The sequence below is a fragment of the Actinoplanes italicus genome, from assembly GCF_003001815.1.
Lineage (GTDB): Bacteria > Actinomycetota > Actinomycetes > Mycobacteriales > Micromonosporaceae > Actinoplanes > Actinoplanes italicus.
The window spans coordinates 178,777-200,126 of sequence record NZ_PVMZ01000013.1; the positions used below are offsets into that span (position 1 = coordinate 178,777).

Here is a 21,350-nt window from a genome sequence, read left to right on the forward strand (position 1 = left end):
TGCCACGAAAGATGTCGGACCCCGTTGATAGATTCGCGATGCATCGGCGATGGGAGGTGCATCGTGGTTTCCCGGTTCCTGCTCCTGGGCCCTGTCCAGGTCATGGATTGCGACGGCATCGCCCCGCGGCACCGGGCCGTGCTGGCCTATCTGCTGCTGCACGCCGGCCGGGTGATCCCGATGGAGCGGCTGATCGACGCCATGTGGGGTTACGAGCAGCCCGACACGGCCCGGTCACAGATCCACGCGGCGATCACGGCGCTGCGCCGGGCCGGGGTGCGCGACGTGTTGCAGACCCGGCCGGGCGGCTACCTGGCCGACGCCCGCACCGACGTGCACGAGTTCGACGACCTCGTCGCGGCCGGCCGGCTCCGTGAGGCGCTCGACCTGTGGCGCGGTGAGGCGCTGGCCGACGTGCACGCCCACTACGCGACCGGTGCCCGCGCGCTGCTCGACGATCGCCGCCTTGCCGCGGTCGAGCAGCTGATGGAGCAGGCGCTGGCGGCGGGGGAGCACGCCAAGGTCCTCGACGAGCTGGCCGCGCACGTGGCGGCGCATCCGCTGCGGGAGCGGCTCGCCGGGCAGCTGGTGCTGGCCCTGCACCGGTCGGGGCGGCAGGCCGACGCGCTGGCCGCGGCCCGCTCCTACCGGTCGGTGCTCGCCGACGAGCAGGGTCTGGATCCTGGGCCGGCCTTCATCGAGGTGGAGCGGTCGGTGCTGTCCGGTGCGCCGCCGGGGCGTGGCCGCAGCTTCCTGCCCTACGACGTCCCCGACTTCGCGGGCCGTGCCGAGGAGCTGTCACGCCTGGTGGCCGACGGCGGCAGCAACGTCATCACGATCGACGGGATGGCCGGGGTCGGCAAGACGACCCTCGCGGTTCACGCCGCCCACCGGCTCGCCGGGCGTTTCCCGGACGGGCGGTTCTTCGTCGACCTGACCGGGCAGGATCCGGCAGCGGCCCTCGAGACGCTGCTGCGACAGGCGGAGATCAACGACATTCCGCCTACTCTCGCTGACCGCTCCGCGCTGTGGCGTGCCGAGCTGGCCGCGCGCCGGGCGGTCGTGGTGCTCGACAACGCCGCAGACGGGGCTCAGGTGCGGCCGCTGCTGCCCGGCGCCACCGAGAGCCTGCTGCTGATCACCAGCCGGCGTCGGCTCGTCGACCTCGACGGCGCACGGGCGCTGTCGATGGACGTGCTGCCCGCCGGCGACGCGGCCGCGCTGTTCGGCGGCATCGTGGGGGAGCGGGCCGCCGCCGAGCCCGACGCGGTCCGTGACGTGCTGGAGCTGTGCGGACGCCTTCCACTGGCCCTGCGCCTGGCCGCGGCCCGCCTGCAGCACCGCCCCCGCTGGAGCGTGTCCTACCTGGCCGGGCGCCTGCGACTGGCCGACCTCGCGACACCCGAACGCAGTGTGGCCGCCGCGTTCACCGTCTCCTACGAGCAGCTGGAGCCGGCCGAGCAGCGCATGTTCCGGCTCCTCGGGCCGGCGCCGGGCCGCGACATCGAGCCGCACGCCGCGGCGGCGCTCGCCGACGTGCCCGTCCAGGACGCCGAGGACCTGCTGGAGAGCCTGCTCGACGCGCACATGCTGATCCAGCGCGAGCCTGGCCGATACACGATGCACGACCTGCTGCGCGAGCACACCCGAACCCTGGACGGTCAGGCCGGCCTGGGCGGTGGGGGCCGCGAGACCGGTGGGGGCGGCGAGACCGGTGGGGGCGCTGCGGTCATGCGGCTCCTCGTGCACTACCTGCATCGGTCGCGGTCGGCCGTGCGGCAGCTCTATCCGGACAACATCGGCGACCGGCCGGGTCTGCCACCGGAGCTCACCCCCATCGTTCCGGTCGCCGGGCCGGACGAGGCGATCGACTGGCTCGACGCCGAACGCGGCAACATCATCGCCACCGTGGTGCACGGTCCACGGGTCTGCGTCGGGCATCTGGCGCACGCCCTACGGCCGTACCTCGACCGGCAGGCCCACCACGACGACGCCGTCACCCTGCACACCGTCGCCCTCCAGCGCAGCCGTGCCAACGGCGATCCGGACGTGGCCGGCCGGGCTCTGGCCGACCTGGCCTGGACGCACTGGCGGCGCGGCGACTACGAGCAGGCCGCCTCGTTCGCGGAGCAGGCGCTCGACGTGACCGACGACGAGTTCCCACGTTCCCTCGCCATGCACACGCTCGGTGACGTGGCCTGGCAGCTCCGGGACACCGGACGCGCCGAGACCTGCCTGAAGGAGGCACTCGACCTGGCCCGGGTCGCCGGTGACCGGGCGCGGGAGGGTTTCGTGCTCGGAGATCTCGGCATGATCCTGGATCGGGCCGGGCGGCACGACGAGGCCCGCCGACACCTCGACCTGGCACTCGCCCTGCACCGCAAGGACGGCAACCCGCTCGGAGAGGCACGGGTCCTCAACCAGGTCGGGCTGCTGTTGCGGCACCAGGGCCGGCCGTTTGAAGCGGGGGACCGCCACCGGCGGGCGGCGGAGGTGTATCGGGCCATGGGCAACCGCAGCGACCTCGCGGCGGCGCACAACGGGCTCGGCGAGGCGTTGCTCGCCTCAAGCACGCAGGCCGGGCCGGCCGCCGAGCACGAGATGACGCTCCGGGCGTGGCACGAGAAGGGGCACGAGCAGGGAAGGGGAAAGGGGCGCGAGCAGGAGAGCGAGCAGGGGCACGAGCAGGAAAAGGGAAAGGGCCGCGAGCAGGAGGGCGAGCAGGGGCACGAGCAGCAAAGGGGTAGGGAAAGCGAGAACGGGCTCGTCGGCAGGGCCGCCGCCGAGCATGAGACGGCGCTCAACCTGGCGGTGTCCGCGGGCAACCGGCCGGAGGAGGCTCGGGCCCGACACGGGCTGGCCGGAGTTCACCTTCACCGGGCGGAGTGGGAGCAAGCCGCGTGGCAGGCCGAGTCCGCGCGGCTGCTGTACACCGCGCTCGGCGTTCCCGAAGCCGCCGACGCCCAGCTGCTGGAGCTGCTCGCGCGAGCGGAGCGACCACCGGGCGATCCGCCGCTGCGGGGTGCCGGCGAGGCCGAGATCGCCACGATCGCGGCTTGCTGTCCGGTCCGGCTTCCGGATCCGTACGTCGCGTGGCTGCGGTTCTGCAACGGCTCGGCGGCCGGGCCGGGCGGGGTCTTCGGGACGGACACCGTCGCGGAGACGCTCGCGTTCTTCCCGGGCTGGGCGGAGCAGGGGCGGATCCCGGTCGCCGGTGACGGGTGCGGCAACTACTACGTGCTCGACGCCGGTTCGGGTGCCGTCTACTTCATCGACACGACGGAGGGCGACGACTACAGCTACCTGGCCGGCAGCGATCTGCCGCACTTCCTGCGGTTCCTGCTCTCACGGGAGGCCGGGGTCCGCGGGTGGCCCTTCGACCGCGCCTTCGTCACCGGAGCCGACCCCGCGATCCTCGAGGCCGGCGCCGCCGAGCTGCTGCCCTGGAACGCTTGAGAGGAGATTCAGCAGCAACGCCAGCGGTGGCCACCGGGTGCTGCCCGCCCGCACCACGGCGTAGGTGCGCAGGACCGGCGTGGGATCCCGCAGAGGCAGCAGCCGCACACCGTCGATGAGTTCGCGATCGACCGGGAGCAGCCCGACGCCGAGACCGGCGACAACCAGGTGCTGCAGCAGCGTCAAGCTGTCGGCCCGGTGGGTCACCAGAGGATCAAAACCGGACATTGAGGCGATGGTACGTACGACGAGCTCATCCGCGTTGCCGCGGGAGTTCACGATCCACTCCGCGTCCCGGTAACGCTGGAACACCTGCGGGGAAGGCGCGTCAGCGTCCGAGTCGTCAGCGGGCACACCCAGCGCCCACGGGACGGACCACAGCGGCCGGGCCTCCAGCGAGCGGTCCGGCTTCTCCGGCGCGAGGTTGAAGTCGTAGGTGAGCGCCAGGTCGATCTTGTCGGCGGCGAGCAGTTCGAGCGCCTCGTCCGGTTCGTGTTCGTGAATGCGTACCCGTACCGCCGGATGGTTTTTCGCCAGAAGGGCCGTGACCGGCATGAGAGAGCGCCGGATCGCCGTGCCGAAACCGGCGACACGCAGTGTTCCGGCGGGTTCCGCGGCCGGATCCAGGTCCAGCCGGGCGGCCTCGATCGCGGCCAGGATCGTCACGGCGTGCTCGGCGAGCCGCCGCCCGGCCGGCGTGAGGCGGACGCGCCGGCCCTCGGGTTCGATCAACGGGGTGCCGGCCTCCCTGCTCAGGGCGGCGATCTGCTGCGACACGGTCGACGTGGTGGTGTGCGTCTCATCGGCGACGGCACGCATCGATCCCAGTCGAGACAGCACCAGGAGCGTCTCCAGGCGGCGTACGTCCACGCCGTCATTGTTAAGCAGTCGCGAACGATATGTCCATCAACCTCACGTGGACGCGAACGTTCCGGTCGCCGTCTACTGGGGGCGTGACCCTCTCCAACACCCGCACCGGCACCGGTTTCGCCGTCGCCTCGATGAGCTTCGTGCAGCTCGGCCTCGCCGCCTCGGTCGGTCTGGCCATCCAGATCGGCGCCCTCGGCACGGCCTGGCTCCGGCTCGCCTGGGCCGGCCTGCTGCTCCTGGTTCTGGTCCTGCTCTTCGACCGGGCCCGCCTGTTCCGTGTCAGCCGGGCCGGCATCACCTCATCGGTCGCGCTCGGGGTGGTGACCGCCGCGCTGACGCTGCTGTTCATGCTGGCCGTCACCCGGCTGCCGCTCGGCACGGCCAGCGCCCTGGAGTTCCTCGGCCCGCTCGGTGTGGCCGTGTTCCGCGGGCGGCGCCTGCTCTGGCCGTTGCTCGCCGGGGCCGGGGTGCTGTTGCTGACCTCGCCGTGGCAGGGGTCGGTCGATCCGCTGGGCGTCGTCTTCGCTCTCGGGGCGGCGGTCTGCTGGGCCGCGTACATCCTGCTCACCCAGCATGTCGGCGACGAGGTCTCGGGCGTCGCCGGTCTCGCGATCTCGATGCCGGTGGCCGGCGCGGTGGCCACCCTAGTCGCGTGGCCGTCGGTGTTCGGGCAGCTCACGCCGCGGATTCTGGTCGAGGGACTACTGCTGGCGATGCTGCTGCCGGTGGTGCCGTTCGTCCTGGAACTCCTCGCCCTGCGCAAGCTGACCACGGCCGCGTTCGGCACGCTGATGAGCCTCGAACCGGCCCTCGCCGTCGTCGTCGGGCTCGTCCTGCTCCACCAGGTGCCGGGCTGGGCGGCCGTCGCCGGTGTCGCCTTGGTGGTCACCGCGGGCATCGGCGCCGAACGCGCCGGAGCCCGCGTGTCGCTCGGGCCCGTGAAGGAAGGCGCCGAACGCGCCGGAGCCCGCGTGTCGCTCGGGCCGGTGAAGGAAGGCGCCGAACGCGCCGGGGTCCGTGTGTCGCTCGGGCCGGTGAAGGAAGGCGCCGAACGCGCCGGGGTCCGTGTGTCGCTCGGGCCCGTGAAGGAAGGCGCCGAACGCGCCGGAGTCCGCGTGTCGGCCGGGCCGGTGAGGGAAACAGCGGGGTATGGCGGTGATTCTGATGACCGGAGCCTCCGGGCGGATCGGCGGGATGCTCCGGAAGCGGCTGGACGATCATGAGCTGCGGCTCACCGACCTGACGCCCGGCGACGGCGTCGAACGGCTCGACGTCACCGACGGGGCGGCGGTCGAGCGGGCCGCACGCGGTGCCGACGCGATCCTGCACCTCGGCGGCATCCCGGGCGAGAAGCCGTTCGAGGACCTGCTCGCGGCCAACGTGCGGGGCACCGAGCGGGTGCTCGCGGCGGCGCACCGGGCGGGCGTGCCGCGGGTGATCCTCGCGTCGAGCAACCACGCGGCCGGACTTCAGACCCGCGACCAGGCCGGACCGGACGGGCTGGCGGACGACGTGCCCGCCCGGCCGGACACCTACTACGGCTGGAGCAAGGCGGCGATCGAGTCGCTCGGGCGCCTGCACCACGACCGGTACGGCCTGCACGTCGTCTGCCTGCGCATCGGCAAGTGCGCCGAACGGCCGTCGAGCCCGCGTGACCTTGCCGTCTGGTTGTCCCCTGACGACATGGCCCGGCTGGTCGAGGCGTCTCTGACAGCGACCGGCTGGCGGCTCGTGTGGGGCGTCTCGGCCAACACCCGCCGGTGGTGGTCGGAGGCCGGCGGCCGGGCGATCGGCTACCGGCCGCTGGACGACGCGGAGAAGTGGGCCGGCGAGGTGGGGGAGGCGGACCCGGACGACGAGGCCCAGCGGTTCGTCGGCGGCGCCCGGCCGGATCGGGCGCTCGGCTGACGTACCGTCAAAAGGTCTTGAGGAATCTCGCGCTCACCGGGCACCGGTCCTCGTATCCGAGGCGCTGGTAGAACTCGTGTGTCCGGACCCGATGGCGGCTTGAGGTGATCTCCATCCGGAGGCAGCCGGTCGCCCGCGCCAGCTCCTCCACGGCGCTGACCAGCGATTCTCCGACGCCTTGACCACGGTGGTGCTCGTCGACGACCAGTGCCAGCAATCGCCCGAGCCGGCCGTCCGTCTCCAGCGCCGGCATGGTGTGCAGCGCGGCCACGCCGATCAGGACACCGTCCGCCTCGGCGCCGAGCAGGTGGCTCGCCGGGTCGTCGGCCCAGCCGCGGAGACGTTCGCGCACGGTGGCCTCGTCGGTGGGATAGCCGAGTTGCCCGAGCAGGACGGCGAGCCGCTTCGCGTCATCAGAGACGATCTTTCTCAGCTGTACGGACATCTGCGCGCTCCTCGAGACCCGGCGGCTCCCCGGCCGGCCGCAGACAGAATGCGGCCGTGATCACGGCACCGGCCGCCGCGGCGCCGAGCATGAGACGGTAGTCGACCACCGCCAGCATCGTCGCGCCGAGCGCCTGACCCACCGCACCCGGCGCGAAGGTGAGCAGCTGAACAGTTCCGGACACGCGCCCGAGGTACCGCGCCGGGACGTCCTGTTGCAGCCTGGTCGCGATCGCGATGAGGACCCATGGCACGGCCACTCCGATGATCACGGACGAGACGGCGACCGCGGGCAGCGACGGCAGCGCCCGCAGCACCACGCCGGCGGAGAACAACGCGATGCTCGCCCCGACGAACAGGTGCGCCCGCACCCGTCGCTGCAGCGGGCCGGCGAGGAATCCGGCCGCCAGTGACCCGGCGCCCTGTATGGCCGACAGCACACCGACGAACACCGGCGCGCGGTGGAGCCCTTCATCGGCCACCGCGTACACGACGGTCCCCGTGAAGCCGGTGAGCAGCATGACCGCCGTCCCGGAGAAGACGATCCGGCGCAGCACCGGAAGCCGCCAGAGCTGGCGCCCCCCTTCGGCGACCCGCTGCCGCCACGCCGTGTCCTCGGTCTCGGCGGTGACCGGGCCGGGCCGCACGAGCAGGAACAGCGCCGCGGCCGCGAAGAACGTCACCGCGTCGAGGACCGCCACTCCCGCGCCACCGATCCAGACGAACAGTCCCGCGCCGATCAGCGGCGCCGCCAGTTTCATCCCCTCGGAGGCTGACATCCGCAGGCCGTTGACGTCGCCGAGCAGATCGGCGGAGACGGCGGCGGGCAGGACCGCGGTCTCGGCCGCGTCGAGAACCACGAAGCTGACGCCGTAGAAGGCCATCACCACGAAGATCAGCCAGACGTCGGTGACGTCTCGGACCAGCAGCAGGAGCAGCAACAGCAGACCCATCACCAGGTGGGAGCCGATCATCACCCGGCGGCGTTGCGGCACCCGGTCCACCAGCGCGCCGATGACCGGGCCGGCCAGGGTCGGCGCCCACATCAGGAAGCCCACCCATGCCGCGAGACTGCTTGATCCGGTCAGCGTCATCACCCAGATCCCGGCGGCCAGCATCATCGCGCTGGTGCCGAAACCGGAGACGACGACGGAGCCGAGGTACGCCTTCGCGTTCCGGTTCCTCATCACCCGCGTGAACCCATCCACCGGCGTCCTCCTAAAGTTGAGCCAGCACGACTCAGGCTATGAGCGGACGTTTCGGCAGAGCAACGCTTCAGAAGTCAATTTATCGTTGACAAGAGCGTCGGCGCGAATAATTCGGTGGCGGATCGGCGGGCGCTCTGGTGGAATCTCGGCGATCGATCCACCGACCAAAGGAAGGAGGGCTGAGCGATGTACCGCACGCACACCGCGCTCACCTCCTGCCGGGTACACGACTGACCGTTGCCCGGAGCGGAGTGGGCGCCTCTCTCACGGAGAACGCCTTGACACCGTTGACCATCCGACCCGCCGTCATCCCCGGCGAGCTGGACCTCTTCAACTCCTTCCCGTACACCCTCAACACACAGATCGCCGGTGACCTCGCCGCCGGACGCCGCCGCCCCGAGTGGCTGTGGCTCGCCCTGCGCGGTGACCGGATCGTCGCCCGGGCCGCCTGGTGGTCCCGCCCCGGTGACGAACATCCGCTGGTCATGGACATCCTCGACGTCGCCGCAGGCCACCTCGAGGACGCGGTCCGCCTCGTCGAGACGGCGCTGCCCACACCCGCGCCGGAGTACACCCGGTTCCTTCCGCCCGACTGGCGGCGTTCCGACGCCGACACCTGGCTGACCGTGCTCGAACGCTGCGGCGCCAAGCCGTTCGTCGAGCGCCTGCGCCTGCACTGGGAACCGGGGACACCCGTCGCCGAGCCGTCCGGGCGGCTGACCTTCCGGCCACCCCGGGACGCGGGCGAGCTGATCGACCTCATGACGCTCGTGCTCGAGGGCACCCTCGACGCCTACAGCCGTCAGGAGCTGACCCGGATGACGGCACGGGAGGCGGCCGCCGAGCAGTACCGCGAGGAGCTGGCCAGGTACCCGAGCCCGCCGGAGTGGTGGCGGGTCGCGACGCTGCCCGGCGGCGAGCCGGTCGGGTTCGTCATCCCGGGACACAACGGCTACAACCCGATCATCGCCTACATCGGCGTGGTCCCCGCCCACCGCGGCCGGGGCCACATCGACGACCTGCTCGCCGAGGGCGTCCGGGTTCTCGTGGCCCAGGACGTGCCCCGGATCAGGGCGGCCACCGACGTCGGCAACGTGCCGATGGCGGCCGCCTTCGGCCGCGCCGGATTCCACGTCTTCGAGCGGCAGTTCGACATGACCTGGTGACGCCGGGGCAGCCGCCACCGGCCGGTGGCGGCTGCCCGTACGGCAGCCGTGACATCCCGGCTCAGCCGAACCCGCCCAACCCGCCGAACTCGCCGAACTCGCCGAACCCGCCCATGAGGCGGTAGGCGAGCACCGCGAAGCCCAGGAAAATCAGGCCGAGGACGACGGCGACGATCAGCCCGCCGTTGCCCCGGCCGACCGACACTGCCTCGGCCGGCGTCCGCTCGTCGTAGTACACGGTGATCTCGGTGCCGATCACGTGGGACTCGAACCGGGTCAGGTCGGGGAGAACGGTGGTGACCTCCTGATCCGAATCGGTCCGGAACACGACCACCGGCCGGAAGACGATCCGATGGCCGGAGCCGGACCGTTGCTGGTTGTCGACCACCCGCGCGGTCGCCTGCCGTCCTTCGGTGGCGAGCCGCCGCAACCGGAACCACCGCCGCGCCGCCACGACGATGATGAGGACCCCGGCCATGGCCGGAACACCGACCAGAAAAGCCATCAGGACGTACGGCAACCAGGCCGGATCCTCGGTCATGGCGTGACTGTAGTACCACCGTCGCCGTCCGTTGTCCCGGTGGGAGCGCCCGGCGACCCGGAAAGTGTCGTACCCCCGCGGCAGGATCTCCCGCATGACGTGGACGCAGCTGCTTCCGGAGATGGGCGAGGAAGCGGCCGGGTTCGTGGATCCCGACGACCGGACACGCGCCGGCTCACCCGGGCCGGGCCCCGACGGGCTGCTGGAGTCGGCGTTGCGTGCCGTGGACGAGGCGTCCGGCAGCTGGGCGCGGCCGGCGGGAGCGGCGGGTTGGCCGGCGGAGGTCCGCCGGCAGGCGGCGCTGCGGGTACACCTCCGGGCGATCGGGAATGGCGGTGCCCCCGACGAAGGGCCGGCCCGTGTCATGCCCGCTCTGTTCGGTGACGACGTCCGGTGGACCCGCTCCGAGCTGGCGTGGGCTCTGCGCACCTCCGACGGCTACGACCACTACGACGGCGGCGGCTACCACCTGGCCGGCCACATCGCCGTGTCCCTGAACCCCGCCGAGCTGCAGGGTTTCGGCCCGGCTCTGCGCGCTGTCCTCGACGAGTTCATCGACTGCTGGAGTACCCCTCGGCACATCCGCCGGCAGCTCGCGGTGCTGTACGGCACCGCGATCGGCCGGGCCGCGGGCTGCCTGCCACTCGATCTGCTGCCCTGGTCGTGCGGGTTCGGCGAGGTCGCGCGGCAGAAACTCGGTGCCGGCCTCGACGGTCCGGTCGCCACCGCGACGCTGCGGCACGCGGCTTCACTGACCCGGCCCGTGCCGTCGAGGGCGTGGCTGCGTGAGGCCACGCGATTCCCGGACGGGTGGCCGATCGAGGCGGTCCTGGAGTGCTTCACCGAGCACCGCGGCTACGTCTGGTTCGGCACCGACGAACTGCTGCGCGGCCTGGTCTGGATGTTGTCGCTGGACCCCCGCGAGGAGGCGGCCGCGCTGCTGTGCCGGGTCGCCGTCGCGGCGTCCACCGCCGACCCGGCGTGGCCACGGAGCCCGTTCGCGCCGCAGACGGCGGCCGCCGCGGTCGAGGTCCTGGCGGGCAGAACGGATGAACTGTCCGCCAGGACTCTCGCCGGGCTGTCCCGTACCGTCCGCAGCCGGCCCCTGCTGAATCGAATCCGAAAGGCCCGCCGCGCCTGACCGCCCGCCCCTGCTGGTACGGATCTGCCCGCGCCCGGCGTGCCTGCCCGCGCCCGGCGTGCCTGCCCGCGCCCGGCGTGCCTGCCCGCGCCCGGCGTGCCTGCCCGCGCTCGCCGTGCCTGCCCGCGCTCGCCGTGCCTGCCGTGCCTGCCCGCGCCTGCCGCGCCTGCCCGCGCGTCAACGCTCGCCTCTGTTCTGCAGGGCGTGGCTGCTTTAATCGACGGTCATGGGGGAGCTGTGGCTGTCGCGACGACATCTGCTGTTCACGGCCGGGGCCGGCGCGCTCGGCATGACCGTCCTCAACGCCTGCACGCCGTCATCGCCGTCTCCGGCACCGGCGTCACCGCCATCACCGGCGTCACCGCCATCACCGGCGTCACCGTCATCGGCGCCACCCCCGCCCGCGTCGACACCCCCGCCCGCGTCGCCGGAGCCGCCCGTTCCGGCGGCCGTCGGCGCGGTGGCAGGTGACTGGCGGCGCGTCGAGATGGGTGTGGCCGCGTACATCCTGGTCCGCGGGAACGAGGCGGCGATCGTCGACCTGGGCACCGCGGGCTCGGAGACGGCGATCGAGGAGGCCCTCAAGGCGGCGGGCGCCGGATGGAAGTCGGTCCGGCACATCGTGCTCACCCACATGCACGACGACCACGTCGGCGGACTGCCCGAGATCGCCCCGCAGGTCGGAGCCACGATCTACGCCGGGGCGGGGGACGTCGGCGCGATCGAGTCGCCACGGGCGCTGAAGCCGCTGAACGACGGCGACGAGGTCTTCGGGATGCGCATCATCGGCACTCCCGGCCACACGTTCGGCCACATCTCGGTGTTCGAGCCGGCCACCGGTGTCCTCGTGGCCGGCGACGCGCTGCGTACGATCGGCGGCCTCGACGGCTCCGACCCCCGGTTCACCGCCAACGAGAAGCTGGCGAAGGCCACGGTCCGCAAGCTGGCCGCCATGGACATCCGGGCCATCCTGCCCGGTCACGGCGAACCCCTGACCGCGGGCGCCGCCCGGGCCCTGAAGGAGTTGGCCGAGCGCCTCCCGGCGTGATCTCAGGACCGTGGGATGCTCAGTTCCCGTAACGGGTTCCCGCCGTCGATGAACAGGCGTGCGTCCGGCGTGGTGGCGTGGGCGAGCCGCTCGAGTATCCGCCTCCCGATCTCCGGGTGGCGGCCGTCGAGGCCTCCTACCCGGATGGCGAACACCAGGTCGTACGGCTGCTCGCCGGGCTCCAGGACGAAGTCCTGCGCGGCGGTCCGGCGCACGCTCATCCGCCCGGCCGCGATGGCCTCCGCCGCGCCGGCGCGGGCCTGGTCGACGGCCGCGGCGGACCGGTCGACGGCCAGGATGTGACCGGTGCCGAGACGGGCCGCCACGGTCCGCGCGGCGGCTCCTGGACCGCACCCGATCTCCAGGACCCGCGAGTCCGGCCGCAGCGGAAGGGCGTCGACGACGGCGAGAATGCGGGGTGACACGGAAGCCGGCACGCGGCGAACCATAACGGACCCGTGGCCGCGCCACGGCCCGCCGGAGGCCGTCGTCGAGGCCCGAAAGGGCAGCCGGCTCTTCCACTGGCGCATCTTCGGGTGCGGCGGTCCGGGATTCTCCATCAGCCAGAACAGGTACTCACGGTGACGCCGCCTCGGGGGAGCGGCTGGTGTCGGCGAGGCGGGCACGTGGGCCGGTGCGCAAGGCCGTCCACTCGTCCGGGAAACGCGGAGGGCCATCACCGGCGCGACGGTCAGGAGCGGCCGGCTCTGCCCGCGCCTCAGTCGCTCCCGCCCAGGAAGTCGAGCATCCCGGTGATCTCCAGAGTGCGGCGGGCGAGTCCGACCACGTTGACGGTACGCAGGGTCGCGGCGCGATCGGTGGCGGCGTTCCGGGCGGACAGCAGGGCTTCGATGCCCGCCGAGTCGCAGAACGTCACCGCGGCCATGTCCACCACCAGGTGACGGACGTGGCCGGGGGTGAGTTCGCGCTCGACGTGCTCCAGCAGCAGCGGCCCCGAGACCATGTCGAGCTCTCCGGTCGGGGCCAGCCACGTGGTGGCGCCTTCGTGACGGCATTCGATGTGCACGACATCCTCTCGGCGGAGTGGTCAGGGGATCGTCGGTGTCCCGGAGGAAGAGCGTCACGGGCGTCCGTGGCGTTACGCCGGACCTCGTTCGAGCGAATCGGTGGGCCGTGTAGCGTGTGCTCCCCTGCCGAGCGGGGGAAGTGCATCTCTCATGACCGATGACGATCTGGGCGGTGCGCTGGACGCCGCCCGGGACGGCGACGAGGCCGCGTTCGCCGTCCTCTGGTCGGCCCTGAACCCGGCCGTGCTGCGGTACCTGCGGGTCGTGGTGGGCGACCTCGCCGAGGACGTCGCCTCCGAGACGTGGCTGCAGGTCGCGAAGGATCTGCGGCGCTTCTCCGGCGGTGTCGGCGACTTCCGCGGCTGGTTGTTCCGGATCGCCCGGCACCGTGGCATCGACCAGCTGCGGCGTGCCGGGCGGCGGCGCGAGGACGTCGTCGGCAACGTCGAGGCCCGGTGGCACGCCCCGGACGCCGCGTCGCAGACCGAGGAGCGTTTCAGCACCGACTGGGCGCTGCGGGTCATCGCCACCCTGCCGAGGGACCAGGCCGAAGCCGTCATGCTCCGCGTCGTCATCGGACTCGACGTCGCCACCACCGCCGAGATCCTCGGCAAACGTTCGGGTGCGGTGCGCATCGCCGCCATGCGCGGGCTACGCCGCCTCGCGATCCACCCCGATGTCCGGGCCCGAAACGTCGTGAAGGCCACCTACGTGGCTGAGGAGGTGTAACGCGATGAGGCTGCTCGACGCTCTCCGTCATGCGATGCGTATGCGGCGGACCGGTCCGGACGACCTCGACGCGGCCGGCCGGTGGGCGGCCGGGGCGGAACCCGGCCCTGAGGATCGAGGCCTGGCCGAGCTCCTGGCGGCCGCGAAGGCTCCGGCGCACGCGGAGGAACTGGCCGGCCGGCCGGCCGCGGTCGCCGCGTTCGCCGCCGCCGGCCTGGACGCCGCGGCACCGGGGCCGGCGACCCGGTTCCGGCGGTCACGGGCGGTGCGGACCCTCATCGTCAACGTCACAGCCGGTGTGCTGCTGCTGACGGGCACCGGGGCCGCCGTGGCGGCCCGTGGCGGCCACCTTCCGGACGGCGCGCAGCAGCGCGCACACGACCTCTTCTCCCGGCTGGGTGTCCCGGCGCCGCAGACGGTCCCGGACGCTCCCGATCCCCGGCCGTCGCGAGCCGAACCGTCCCGGAGGCCCGGCCGGCCCCCGTCCGCGGCCGCGCCCCCGTCCGCGCCCACACCCGCGCAACCTTCCGGGTCGGCGGCCGTACCCGGCGCCGCCGGCTGGTGCCGCGCCTGGGCGGCCGCGCCCGGCCGCGACGACGCTCCCTGGTACCGGGACCTGGTGGAGGCCGCCGGGTCGGAGGCGGAGGTGGCCGCCTATTGCGCCGGGCTCGACGGCCCGGGCGCCGCATCGGGCAAGCCCGCTCGCAGTCACAAGCCACCGGGCAAACCGAGCAGCCTGCCCACCCCCTCCCACGCCGGGAAGAAGTAGGCGTCACCAGTCGTGCATGGTCCCGTCCTGGAGGCGGTTCACCGGAAGAGAGGCCGGGCGGTACGGATACCGCGCGGCCTCTTCCTCGTCGATGTCGACGCCGAGTCCCGGCTCCTCGGATGGATGCAGGTAACCGTCGGCGAAGTGATACCCGTGCGGGAAGACGGCGTCGGTGGCCGGGGTGTGCCGCATGTACTCCTGCAGCCCGAAGTTGGGGATGGCCAGGTCGAGGTGCAGCGCGGCGGCCATGCAGACCGGGGACAGGTCGGTGGCGCCGTGCGAGCCGCTGCGGACGTGGTGCAGCGCCGCGAGGTCGAAGATCCGGCGTAGGTGCGTGATGCCCCCGGCGTGCACGACGGTGGCCCGGACGTAGTCGATGAGCTGCTCGGTGATCAGCTGCCGGCAGTCCCAGATCGTGTTGAACACCTCGCCGACGGCGATCGGTGTGGTGGTGTGCTGCCGGATGAGCCGGAACCCCTCCTGCAGCTCGGCGGGAACCGGGTCCTCCATCCAGGTCAGGTGGTACGGCTCGAGGCTCTTGCCGAGCCGGGCCGCCTCGATCGGTGTCAGCCGGTGGTGCACGTCGTGCAGCAGCCGCAGCGTCGGCCCGAACTCCTCACGGACGCGCGCGAACACGGTCGGCACGTGCTCGAGGTAGTGGGCCGTCGACCAGGCGTTCTCGGTCGGCAGCGCGGCGTCGGCCGGCTCGTAGAACATCCGGTCCTTGCCGACCCCGTACGTGCTCTCCAGTCCCGGGACGCCGGTCTGCACCCGCACGGCCTTGTAGCCCAGCTCGACGTAGTCGGCGATCTCGGACAGCACCTCGTCGGTGGATGCGGCGTTGGCGTGGCCGTAGACGGTCACGCCCTCCCGGGAGCGGCCGCCGAGCAGCTGGTAGACCGGCAGCCCGGCGACCTTGCCCTTGATGTCCCACAGGGCGGTGTCGACCGCGGCGACGGCGCTCATCGTGACCGGCCCGCGCCGCCAGTACGCCCCGCGGTAGAGGTACTGCCAGGTGTCCTCGATCCGCGAGGCGTCGCGCCCGATCAGCGCGGGCACGACGTGTTCGCTGAGGTAGGCGGCGACGGACAGTTCGCGGCCGTTGAGGGTGGCGTCGCCCACCCCGTACACCCCTGATGAAGTAATGATCTTGAGGGTGACGAAGTTGCGGTCGGGACAGGTCACGATCACGCGTGCATCGACGATCTTCACTCAGGATCCTCCTTGGCGCGTCAGTCTGGAATCGACTCCGCAACATTGTCAACGCCGGTTCCGCGAAGCGCCCAACCATTCAGAGGTCCCCATGCGTTCGAATCACGTGGACACCGACTTCGCCGCCTTCGTCGAGAGCCGCCAGCACCGGCTGCTGCGCTCGGCGTACCTGGTCTGCGGGAACCACCATCTCGCCGAGGACCTGCTGCAGGGCGCGCTCGTGAAGCTCGCCCTGCGGTGGGACCGGGTGCGCGAGGGTGACCCGGAGGCGTTCCTGCGCACCGTCATGTACCGCGACGCCGTCTCCTGGTGGCGCCGCTTCCGGCGGGAGGACCTGAGCGCCGCCCCGCCCGAACGGCTGACCGGAAGCGACGACGTGCCGAACCGGGTCGTCTTCGAGGCGGCCCTGCGCCGGCTGCCACCACGGCAGCGGGCCGTGCTGGTGCTGCGCTATTTCGACGATCTCACCGAGGCCCGCACCGCCGAGATCCTCGGCGTGACGGTCGGCACGGTGAAGAGCCAGGCCAGCGCCGCCCTGCGCAAACTGCGCGAGCTGGCGCCGGAACTCAGCGATCTGGTGGGGAAGGACCTCTGTTGACATCCTCCCCGCCCTAAGGGACGGGGATTCCGGCGGTCGCCCGCCGGGTTTCCTGCTTCCCAACCCGCTGCCCCGGACGGAGGTTCCCCCGTTGAGTTCTTACGCCGGCTCCACAGGCAGACACCGCCAGCCCGGCGGCCAAAATGTTGTTCGCGGCGTTGACGTCGCGGTCGTGGGTCGCCCCGCAGGGGCAGGTCCACGTTCGGACGTTCAACGGCATCCTGTCAGCGACGGCTCCACAGGCCGAGCAGACCTTCGACGACGGGTACCAGCGGTCGATCACGACCAGGTCCCGGCCGTACCAGCCGGCCTTGTATTCAAGCTGTTCACGGAAGGTGGTCCAAGCCGCGTCGGAGATGGCGCGGGCCAGGGTGTGATTGCGGACCATATTGCGCACGGCCAAGTCCTCGATCACGATCGTTTGGTTCTCACGCACGAGTCGAGTCGTCAGCTTGTGCAGGTGGTCACGGCGCCGGTCGGTGATCCGGGCATGGACGCGGGCGACCTTGAGCCGGGCCTTGGCCCGGTTCGCCGAGCCCTTGTCCTTGCGGGCGAGTTCTCGTTGCGCGCGGGCCAGTCGCTTACGGTCGGCGCGTTCGTGGCGGGGATTGGCGATCTTCTCCCCGGTGGACAGCGTGATCAGGTGGTCGAGCCCGGCATCGATACCGACCGCCTGCGTGGTGGCGGGCATCGGGGCAGGGGTGTCCTGGCAGAGCAGGGACACGAACCAGCGGCCCGCACTGTCGCGCGACACCGTCACCGTGGACGGCGACCGGCCCTCGGGCAACGGCCTCGACCAGACGATGTCCAGCGGGGCGGTCATCTTGGCCAGGGTCAGCTGACCGTTCTCGAACGTGAACGCGGACGCGGTGAACTCCGCCGACGCCCGCGACCGGTGTCTGGCCTTGAACCGCGGATATCGCGACCGTTTCTCCCAGAAGCCGGTGAACGCCTTCTGCAGATGCCGCAGGCACTGCTGCAGCGGAACCGAGGACACCTCGTTCAGGAACGCGAGGTGCTCGGTCCTCTTCCAGGCGGTCAGCATCGCGCTGGTGGCGTTGTAGCTGACCCGCTCCTGCCGCTGACACCAGGCAGCGGTGCGCGCCTCCAACGCCAGGTTGTAAACCTTGCGCACACAGCCGAACGTCCGGATCAGCAGGTCAGCCTGCTCCGGAGTCGGAATGAAACGGAACTTGAAAGCCCGCTTCACCGTACGCGTAGATATCCCTCACATATTGACACACCTGTTCGGAACCGATCTAACGGGCAAGTCCGCGCGGGTAGACGCTCATCCGCCTTGACGGCGAATGAGCTATCCCTGACCTGCTCCGCAGGAGTTCCGTTTCCTCCCCCGCCTCAAGGCGGGGGTATCCACGGAGGAATTTGATGACGACCGACCGGCTCACCGAACTGCTCGAGGAGACCGCAGCCGACGTGCCGGCTCCCTCGTTCGCCGCGTCCGCCTGGGCGAGATCCCGGCGGGTACGCCGTACGCGTCAGGTGGTGGCGTCGGCCGTGGTCGTCGTCGCGGTGGCCGCGGTGGTGATCCCGCTGAACATCGGACGCTCCCAGCCGCCGCCACCGGCGCTGTCCACCGAGTCCCCGCAACCGCCGGTCACGCGTATCTCGACGATCCCACCGGTCGTGTCCTGGCGCGGGATGGATCCGTTCCCGGCGATCGTCAGGGTTCCGGCCGACGCCCGCCCGCTGACCGGGCATCCCGTGGAGCAGGCGGTCGCGGTGTTCCAGGAGCAGGCCGGCGAGTCTGACCGCGCCATGCGGCCGCTGCACGTGCTCGACACCAGGGGCGAGTGGATCCGCGTCGATGTGGGCGACCTCGTCCGTACCCATGACGCCGGAGGTAACGAGGCGGACCCGCTGCGCGTCGCCTCCCTCTCACCGGACCGGCGCCGCGTCGCGGTCGCCCAGCCGCAGGCACTCGTCGTCGTCGACCTGCCCACTGCCAAGGCCAGCCGGTACCCGGTGCCCGGCCTCAACGAGCAGGTCATGTGGTGGGGTCCCGACACCGTGCTGGTCGGCGCCGACGGGCCGGGCGTCACCCGGGTCGACCTGGCGACCGGCGAGATCAGCCGGGAACCGGCGGCCGTCTCGGCCTGGAACAGCGCCGGAAGCTCCGTCCTCGGCGGGGAACTCGCCGAGATCGTCGAGATCGACGGACGGAGCGTGCTGCGGGTGTGGGAGATGGGCTCGGCCAAGCCGGTCCGCGAGCTGCCGGTCGACCAGAGCGGCATGCCCCCCGGCTGGGCCGTCGACGAGTTCTACGGCCAGGCGATCTCCGACGGCAACGGGCGCATCGCCGTCGCCGGCTGGGGCTCCTGGGCCGACGCCATGGGCAGGTCGTTCCAGGGCGGCGCCCAGATGCTGACCGTCGTCGACACCCGCACCGGCGCGTTGAGCGAGGTCCTCGTCATGGAGGACTCCGCCGGCCCGCGGCGTAGCAAGAGCTGCTGTGCGGCGCTCAGCTGGTACGACAGCGAGACCGTCCTGGCGCGGACCGACCACGAGGGCGTTATCGCCTGGCGCCTCCGCGGCGGCGGGGTCACCAGCCTCGTCACCGCGCCGTTCGACGGCAGGCTCGCGTTGCGGATGCAGTGACCTACTTGTGGTTGACCCCGTGCATCAGCGCGAGGATGGCCCGGTTGAGCGGCACGGGCACACCGTGCTGCTCGCCGAGCCGGACCACGGCGCCGGTGATCAGCTCGTGCTCGGTGGCGCGCCCGGCGATCCGGTCGTAGAGCATCGACGTGCCGTCGTCCTCGGCGAACCCGTCATAGATGTTCAGGGTGTGCTCGCGGTCGGCGTCGGAGAGCCGTGCTCCGGCCGCCCGCCCGACCGCGATCGCCTCGTCCAGCAGCGCCCGGGTCAGCTCACGGACGGCCGGCTCGTGCTGGATCACCGACATCCGTTTCATGGTGAGTGAGGTGACCGGGTTCGCGCCGACGTTGGTGAGCAGCTTGCGCCACGCCGCCGTGGGGAAGTCGGCGACCCGCTCGACGTGCAGCCACGACCCGGTCAGCAGGGCGGCGAACCGGTCGGCCGGGTCGGTGGCCCGCGAGCTCGCTCGCACCGCCACCGGCGCCGGCTCGTCGAACGCCGACCGCGTGCCGGCGTCGGCCGTGCCCGGTCCGCCCGGCACGGTGATCCGCGCGCCCATCCGGTGCAGCACGTGCCCGGAGCCGAGCGACTCGGCCGCCACGTAGACCAGGGCCGGCAGCACCCGCGTCCCGCGGGGGACCAGCGGCCCGATCCGCTCGGCGTGGTCGACGCCGTTCTGCAGCACGACGACGGTGGTGTTCGGGCCGGTCAGCGGTCCGAACCAGGCCGCCGCTCCGGCCGCGTCCTGTGCCTTGGTGGCCAGCAGCACCCAGTCGACCTCACCTGCCTCGCCCGGGTCGGTCAGCACCGGCACGTCGATCTCGCGGACGCTGTCGGCCCGCTCGACGATCAGCCGGTCCAGCGGCCGCCGTGCGCACACCACCACGTCGTGCCCGGCGTCCACCGCGGCCGCCGCGACCACCGTGCCGACCGCCCCGGCGCCGATCACCGCGACACGCGTCCTTGTGGCCATGGCACTGCCTCCCCGAGGTAACTGAGAATGTTTTCTCACTTCCCAGTCTGCGGGCGATCCTTTTCGGCCCTGTTACACGACCCGGCAGACCTCGGTGATCCCGCCCACTCCTAAGATCGGCGCATGTCGGCGGCGGGCGCGCGAGCGGAACGGCAGCCACGGCGCGGTGACGCGCGGCTGCGGCGGGCGGCGCTGCTGGCCGCCGTGGGGGAGCTGCTGGCCGAGCGCGGCACCGCGTTCTCGCTGGCCGACGCCGCCGGGCTGGCGGGGCTGTCGACCGCCACGGCCTACCGGAACTTCGCCGACACTGACAGCGCCGTCGACGCGTTCTGGGCCGAGCTGACCGCCGAACTGCTCGACGCGTTCGATCGGCTGCCGGCCGCCGACCCGATCGGCGACATCCGGGCGGTCTGCCGCGAATGGGTGGCCCAGGCGTCCCGCTGGGGCGCGGCCGCCGTGCACGTGCGCTCCCCGCGCGGCGTCCTGGCCCGCCGAGGAGCCGAGGACCCGTTCGTCGGCGGCCTCTACGAGCGGCTGGCCCGCCGGGTGGAGGCCGCCATCGCCGCCGGCCTGGTGCCGTCGCAGGATGTCCGGTTCGCCGTCCTGATGTGGATCACCGTCTTCGACGAGCGTGCCGTCGTCGACCTCACCCGCACCCTCGGCTGGACCGCGGACCGGACGGCCGGGCATCTCACCGAGGCGCTGCTGCGGGTCCTCGACGTGCGAGGTAGCTGACGCCGGTCAGCTCCTCGGCCGCCGCCCAGAGCCGGCTGCCCACGGCCGGATCGGCGGCCTCCCGGCTCAGCCGCGCCTCGGTGACCCGGCCCCGCGTCTCGCCGAGGCCGGCCGGACCGAAGAACGTGCCACCCGTCAGCCCCGGCTCGGTGGCGGCCCGCAGCTGCGGCAGCGCGCCCTGCTCGACGGGCTGGGTGAAGACGAGACCGGCACGGGCGACGATCCTGCCGAGCCGTCCCCGGTGTTCCCAGGCCCGCGGCGTCAGATTGGTGCGCGTGATACCGGGGTGGGCCAGCACGCTGCGGACCGGCGACCCGGCCGCGCGCAGCCGGCGATCCAGTTCGACGCCGAACACCGTGGTGGCCAGCTTCGACCGCCCGTACGCGGTGGTCGCCCGGTACCGGTGTTTGAACATCAGGTCGTCGAAGTCCAGATGCGCGCCCCGGTGGGTGATCGAGCTGAGACTCACCACCCGCGCCTCGCGGGCCGCCGCCAGGTTGCCGAGCAGGAGGCCGGTCAGCGCGAAGTGGCCCAGCATGTTGGTGGCGAACTGCAGCTCGAAACCGTCGGCCGACGTGCGGCGCGGCCCGAGCAGCACCACACCGGCGTTGTTGACCAGCAGGTCGATCACTGGATGATCGGCGATCAGGTTCGCGGCGAACGCGCGTACCGAGTCGAGCGAGGCCAGATCCAGCTCACGCACCTCCACGTCGCCGCCGATCCGTGCGGTGGCCTCCTCACCCGCGGCGATGTTGCGCACCGCCAGCACGACGTGTGCGCCGCGGCGGGCCAGCTCGGTGGCGGTGACGAGGCCGAGGCCCGAGTTGGCGCCGGTCACCACGGCGACCCGGCCGTGCTGCGCGGGGATCCGGTCGGCGGTCCAATTGCTCATCTGCTGCTCCTGGCGT

The 21,350-nt window shown here is 72.1% G+C and carries 21 protein-coding genes; 11 read left to right on the top strand and 10 right to left on the bottom strand.

Annotation, left to right across the window (positions count from 1 at the left end; genetic code table 11):
• The first annotated feature begins 63 nt into the window (after positions 1–63).
• Complete coding sequence (locus CLV67_RS29180) at positions 64–3,456, top strand: BTAD domain-containing putative transcriptional regulator (protein WP_170154045.1); 3,393 nt, start codon at positions 64–66, stop codon at positions 3,454–3,456.
• Here CLV67_RS29180 and CLV67_RS29185 read toward each other — a convergent pair.
• Complete coding sequence (locus CLV67_RS29185; protein ID WP_106324017.1) at positions 3,346–4,326, bottom strand: LysR family transcriptional regulator; 981 nt, start codon at positions 4,324–4,326, stop codon at positions 3,346–3,348. The two genes, CLV67_RS29180 and CLV67_RS29185, sit on opposite strands and share 111 nt — an antisense overlap.
• Before the next feature lie 83 nt (positions 4,327–4,409).
• Here CLV67_RS29185 and CLV67_RS29190 point away from each other — a divergent pair, with 83 nt between their 5' ends.
• Together CLV67_RS29190 and CLV67_RS29195 are read left to right on the top strand one after the other, a co-directional pair.
• The gene (locus tag CLV67_RS29190; protein ID WP_249037972.1) at positions 4,410–5,549 is read left to right on the top strand and encodes an EamA family transporter; all 1,140 of its coding nucleotides are present in this window, start codon (positions 4,410–4,412) and stop codon (positions 5,547–5,549) included.
• Positions 5,491–6,234: an NAD-dependent epimerase/dehydratase family protein gene (locus tag CLV67_RS29195; RefSeq protein ID WP_211304164.1), complete on the top strand. Its 744-nt coding sequence runs from the start codon at positions 5,491–5,493 to the stop codon at positions 6,232–6,234. Before CLV67_RS29190 ends, CLV67_RS29195 begins: the two co-directional genes overlap by 59 nt.
• Positions 6,235–6,241: 7 nt before the next feature.
• Here the strand turns inward: CLV67_RS29195 and CLV67_RS29200 are convergent, their stop codons facing one another.
• Positions 6,242–6,679 carry a GNAT family N-acetyltransferase gene (locus tag CLV67_RS29200; protein ID WP_106324019.1) on the bottom strand — a complete coding sequence of 146 codons (438 nt, stop codon included), beginning with the start codon at positions 6,677–6,679 and terminating at the stop codon, positions 6,242–6,244.
• Entirely contained in the window at positions 6,648–7,886 is a 1,239-nt protein-coding gene (locus tag CLV67_RS29205) for an MFS transporter (protein WP_203737350.1), read from the bottom strand. Before CLV67_RS29205 ends, CLV67_RS29200 begins: the two co-directional genes overlap by 32 nt.
• Positions 7,887–8,164: 278 nt before the next feature.
• On the opposite strand from CLV67_RS29205, the gene CLV67_RS29210 reads away from it, so the two are divergent.
• On the top strand, positions 8,165–9,052 hold the full coding sequence (locus CLV67_RS29210) for a GNAT family N-acetyltransferase (protein WP_106324021.1): 888 nt from the start codon (positions 8,165–8,167) through the stop codon (positions 9,050–9,052).
• 61 nt (positions 9,053–9,113) lie between these two features.
• Here CLV67_RS29210 and CLV67_RS52115 read toward each other — a convergent pair whose 3' ends face one another.
• Positions 9,114–9,593, bottom strand: a complete 480-nt coding sequence (locus CLV67_RS52115; RefSeq protein WP_170154046.1) for a DUF3592 domain-containing protein — start codon at positions 9,591–9,593, stop codon at positions 9,114–9,116.
• A 94-nt stretch (positions 9,594–9,687) separates the two neighbouring features.
• On the opposite strand from CLV67_RS52115, the gene CLV67_RS29220 reads away from it, so the two are divergent.
• A complete protein-coding gene (locus tag CLV67_RS29220) occupies positions 9,688–10,734 on the top strand; it encodes a hypothetical protein (protein ID WP_170154047.1) in 1,047 nt (348 codons plus the stop codon).
• Positions 10,735–10,960: 226 nt separating this feature from the next.
• Entirely contained in the window at positions 10,961–11,782 is an 822-nt protein-coding gene (locus CLV67_RS29225; protein WP_170154048.1) for an MBL fold metallo-hydrolase, read from the top strand.
• A 2-nt stretch (positions 11,783–11,784) separates the two neighbouring features.
• Here CLV67_RS29225 and CLV67_RS29230 read toward each other — a convergent pair whose 3' ends face one another.
• Together CLV67_RS29230 and CLV67_RS29235 are read right to left on the bottom strand one after the other, a co-directional pair.
• A complete protein-coding gene (locus CLV67_RS29230) occupies positions 11,785–12,219 on the bottom strand; it encodes an SAM-dependent methyltransferase (protein ID WP_106324027.1) in 435 nt (144 codons plus the stop codon).
• Positions 12,220–12,500: 281 nt separating this feature from the next.
• Positions 12,501–12,809: an STAS domain-containing protein gene (locus tag CLV67_RS29235; protein WP_106324029.1), complete on the bottom strand. Its 309-nt coding sequence runs from the start codon at positions 12,807–12,809 to the stop codon at positions 12,501–12,503.
• A 151-nt stretch (positions 12,810–12,960) separates the two neighbouring features.
• Here CLV67_RS29235 and CLV67_RS29240 point away from each other — a divergent pair, with 151 nt between their 5' ends.
• Together CLV67_RS29240 and CLV67_RS29250 are read left to right on the top strand one after the other, a co-directional pair.
• Positions 12,961–13,539: an RNA polymerase sigma factor gene (locus CLV67_RS29240; RefSeq protein WP_106324031.1), complete on the top strand. Its 579-nt coding sequence runs from the start codon at positions 12,961–12,963 to the stop codon at positions 13,537–13,539.
• Positions 13,540–13,543: 4 nt separating this feature from the next.
• Positions 13,544–14,308 (top strand): hypothetical protein, encoded by a 765-nt coding sequence (locus CLV67_RS29250; protein ID WP_170154049.1) that lies wholly within the window; start codon positions 13,544–13,546, stop codon positions 14,306–14,308.
• Positions 14,309–14,311: 3 nt separating this feature from the next.
• Here CLV67_RS29250 and manD read toward each other — a convergent pair whose 3' ends face one another.
• Positions 14,312–15,520 (bottom strand): D-mannonate dehydratase ManD, encoded by a 1,209-nt coding sequence (manD, locus tag CLV67_RS29255; protein WP_106324036.1) that lies wholly within the window; start codon positions 15,518–15,520, stop codon positions 14,312–14,314.
• Positions 15,521–15,611: 91 nt separating this feature from the next.
• Here manD and CLV67_RS29260 point away from each other — a divergent pair, with 91 nt between their 5' ends.
• Positions 15,612–16,118: a SigE family RNA polymerase sigma factor gene (locus CLV67_RS29260; RefSeq protein ID WP_106324038.1), complete on the top strand. Its 507-nt coding sequence runs from the start codon at positions 15,612–15,614 to the stop codon at positions 16,116–16,118.
• Positions 16,119–16,131: 13 nt separating this feature from the next.
• Here the strand turns inward: CLV67_RS29260 and CLV67_RS29265 are convergent, their stop codons facing one another.
• Positions 16,132–17,328, bottom strand: coding sequence for an RNA-guided endonuclease InsQ/TnpB family protein (locus tag CLV67_RS29265; protein WP_203737354.1), 1,197 nt, complete (start codon positions 17,326–17,328; stop codon positions 16,132–16,134).
• 176 nt (positions 17,329–17,504) lie between these two features.
• Here CLV67_RS29265 and CLV67_RS29270 point away from each other — a divergent pair, with 176 nt between their 5' ends.
• Positions 17,505–18,734, top strand: coding sequence for a hypothetical protein (locus CLV67_RS29270; protein WP_106324042.1), 1,230 nt, complete (start codon positions 17,505–17,507; stop codon positions 18,732–18,734).
• Between the two features lies 1 nt (position 18,735).
• On the opposite strand, the gene CLV67_RS29275 is transcribed toward CLV67_RS29270, so the two are convergent.
• Entirely contained in the window at positions 18,736–19,707 is a 972-nt protein-coding gene (locus tag CLV67_RS29275) for a 2-dehydropantoate 2-reductase (RefSeq protein WP_106324044.1), read from the bottom strand.
• Between the two features lie 123 nt (positions 19,708–19,830).
• Here CLV67_RS29275 and CLV67_RS29280 point away from each other — a divergent pair, with 123 nt between their 5' ends.
• Positions 19,831–20,442, top strand: coding sequence for a TetR/AcrR family transcriptional regulator (locus CLV67_RS29280; RefSeq protein ID WP_106324046.1), 612 nt, complete (start codon positions 19,831–19,833; stop codon positions 20,440–20,442).
• Here the strand turns inward: CLV67_RS29280 and CLV67_RS29285 are convergent.
• The gene (locus CLV67_RS29285; RefSeq protein WP_106324048.1) at positions 20,399–21,334 is read right to left on the bottom strand and encodes an oxidoreductase; all 936 of its coding nucleotides are present in this window, start codon (positions 21,332–21,334) and stop codon (positions 20,399–20,401) included. The genes CLV67_RS29280 and CLV67_RS29285 overlap by 44 nt on opposite strands.
• Between the last annotated feature and the right edge of the window lie 16 nt (positions 21,335–21,350).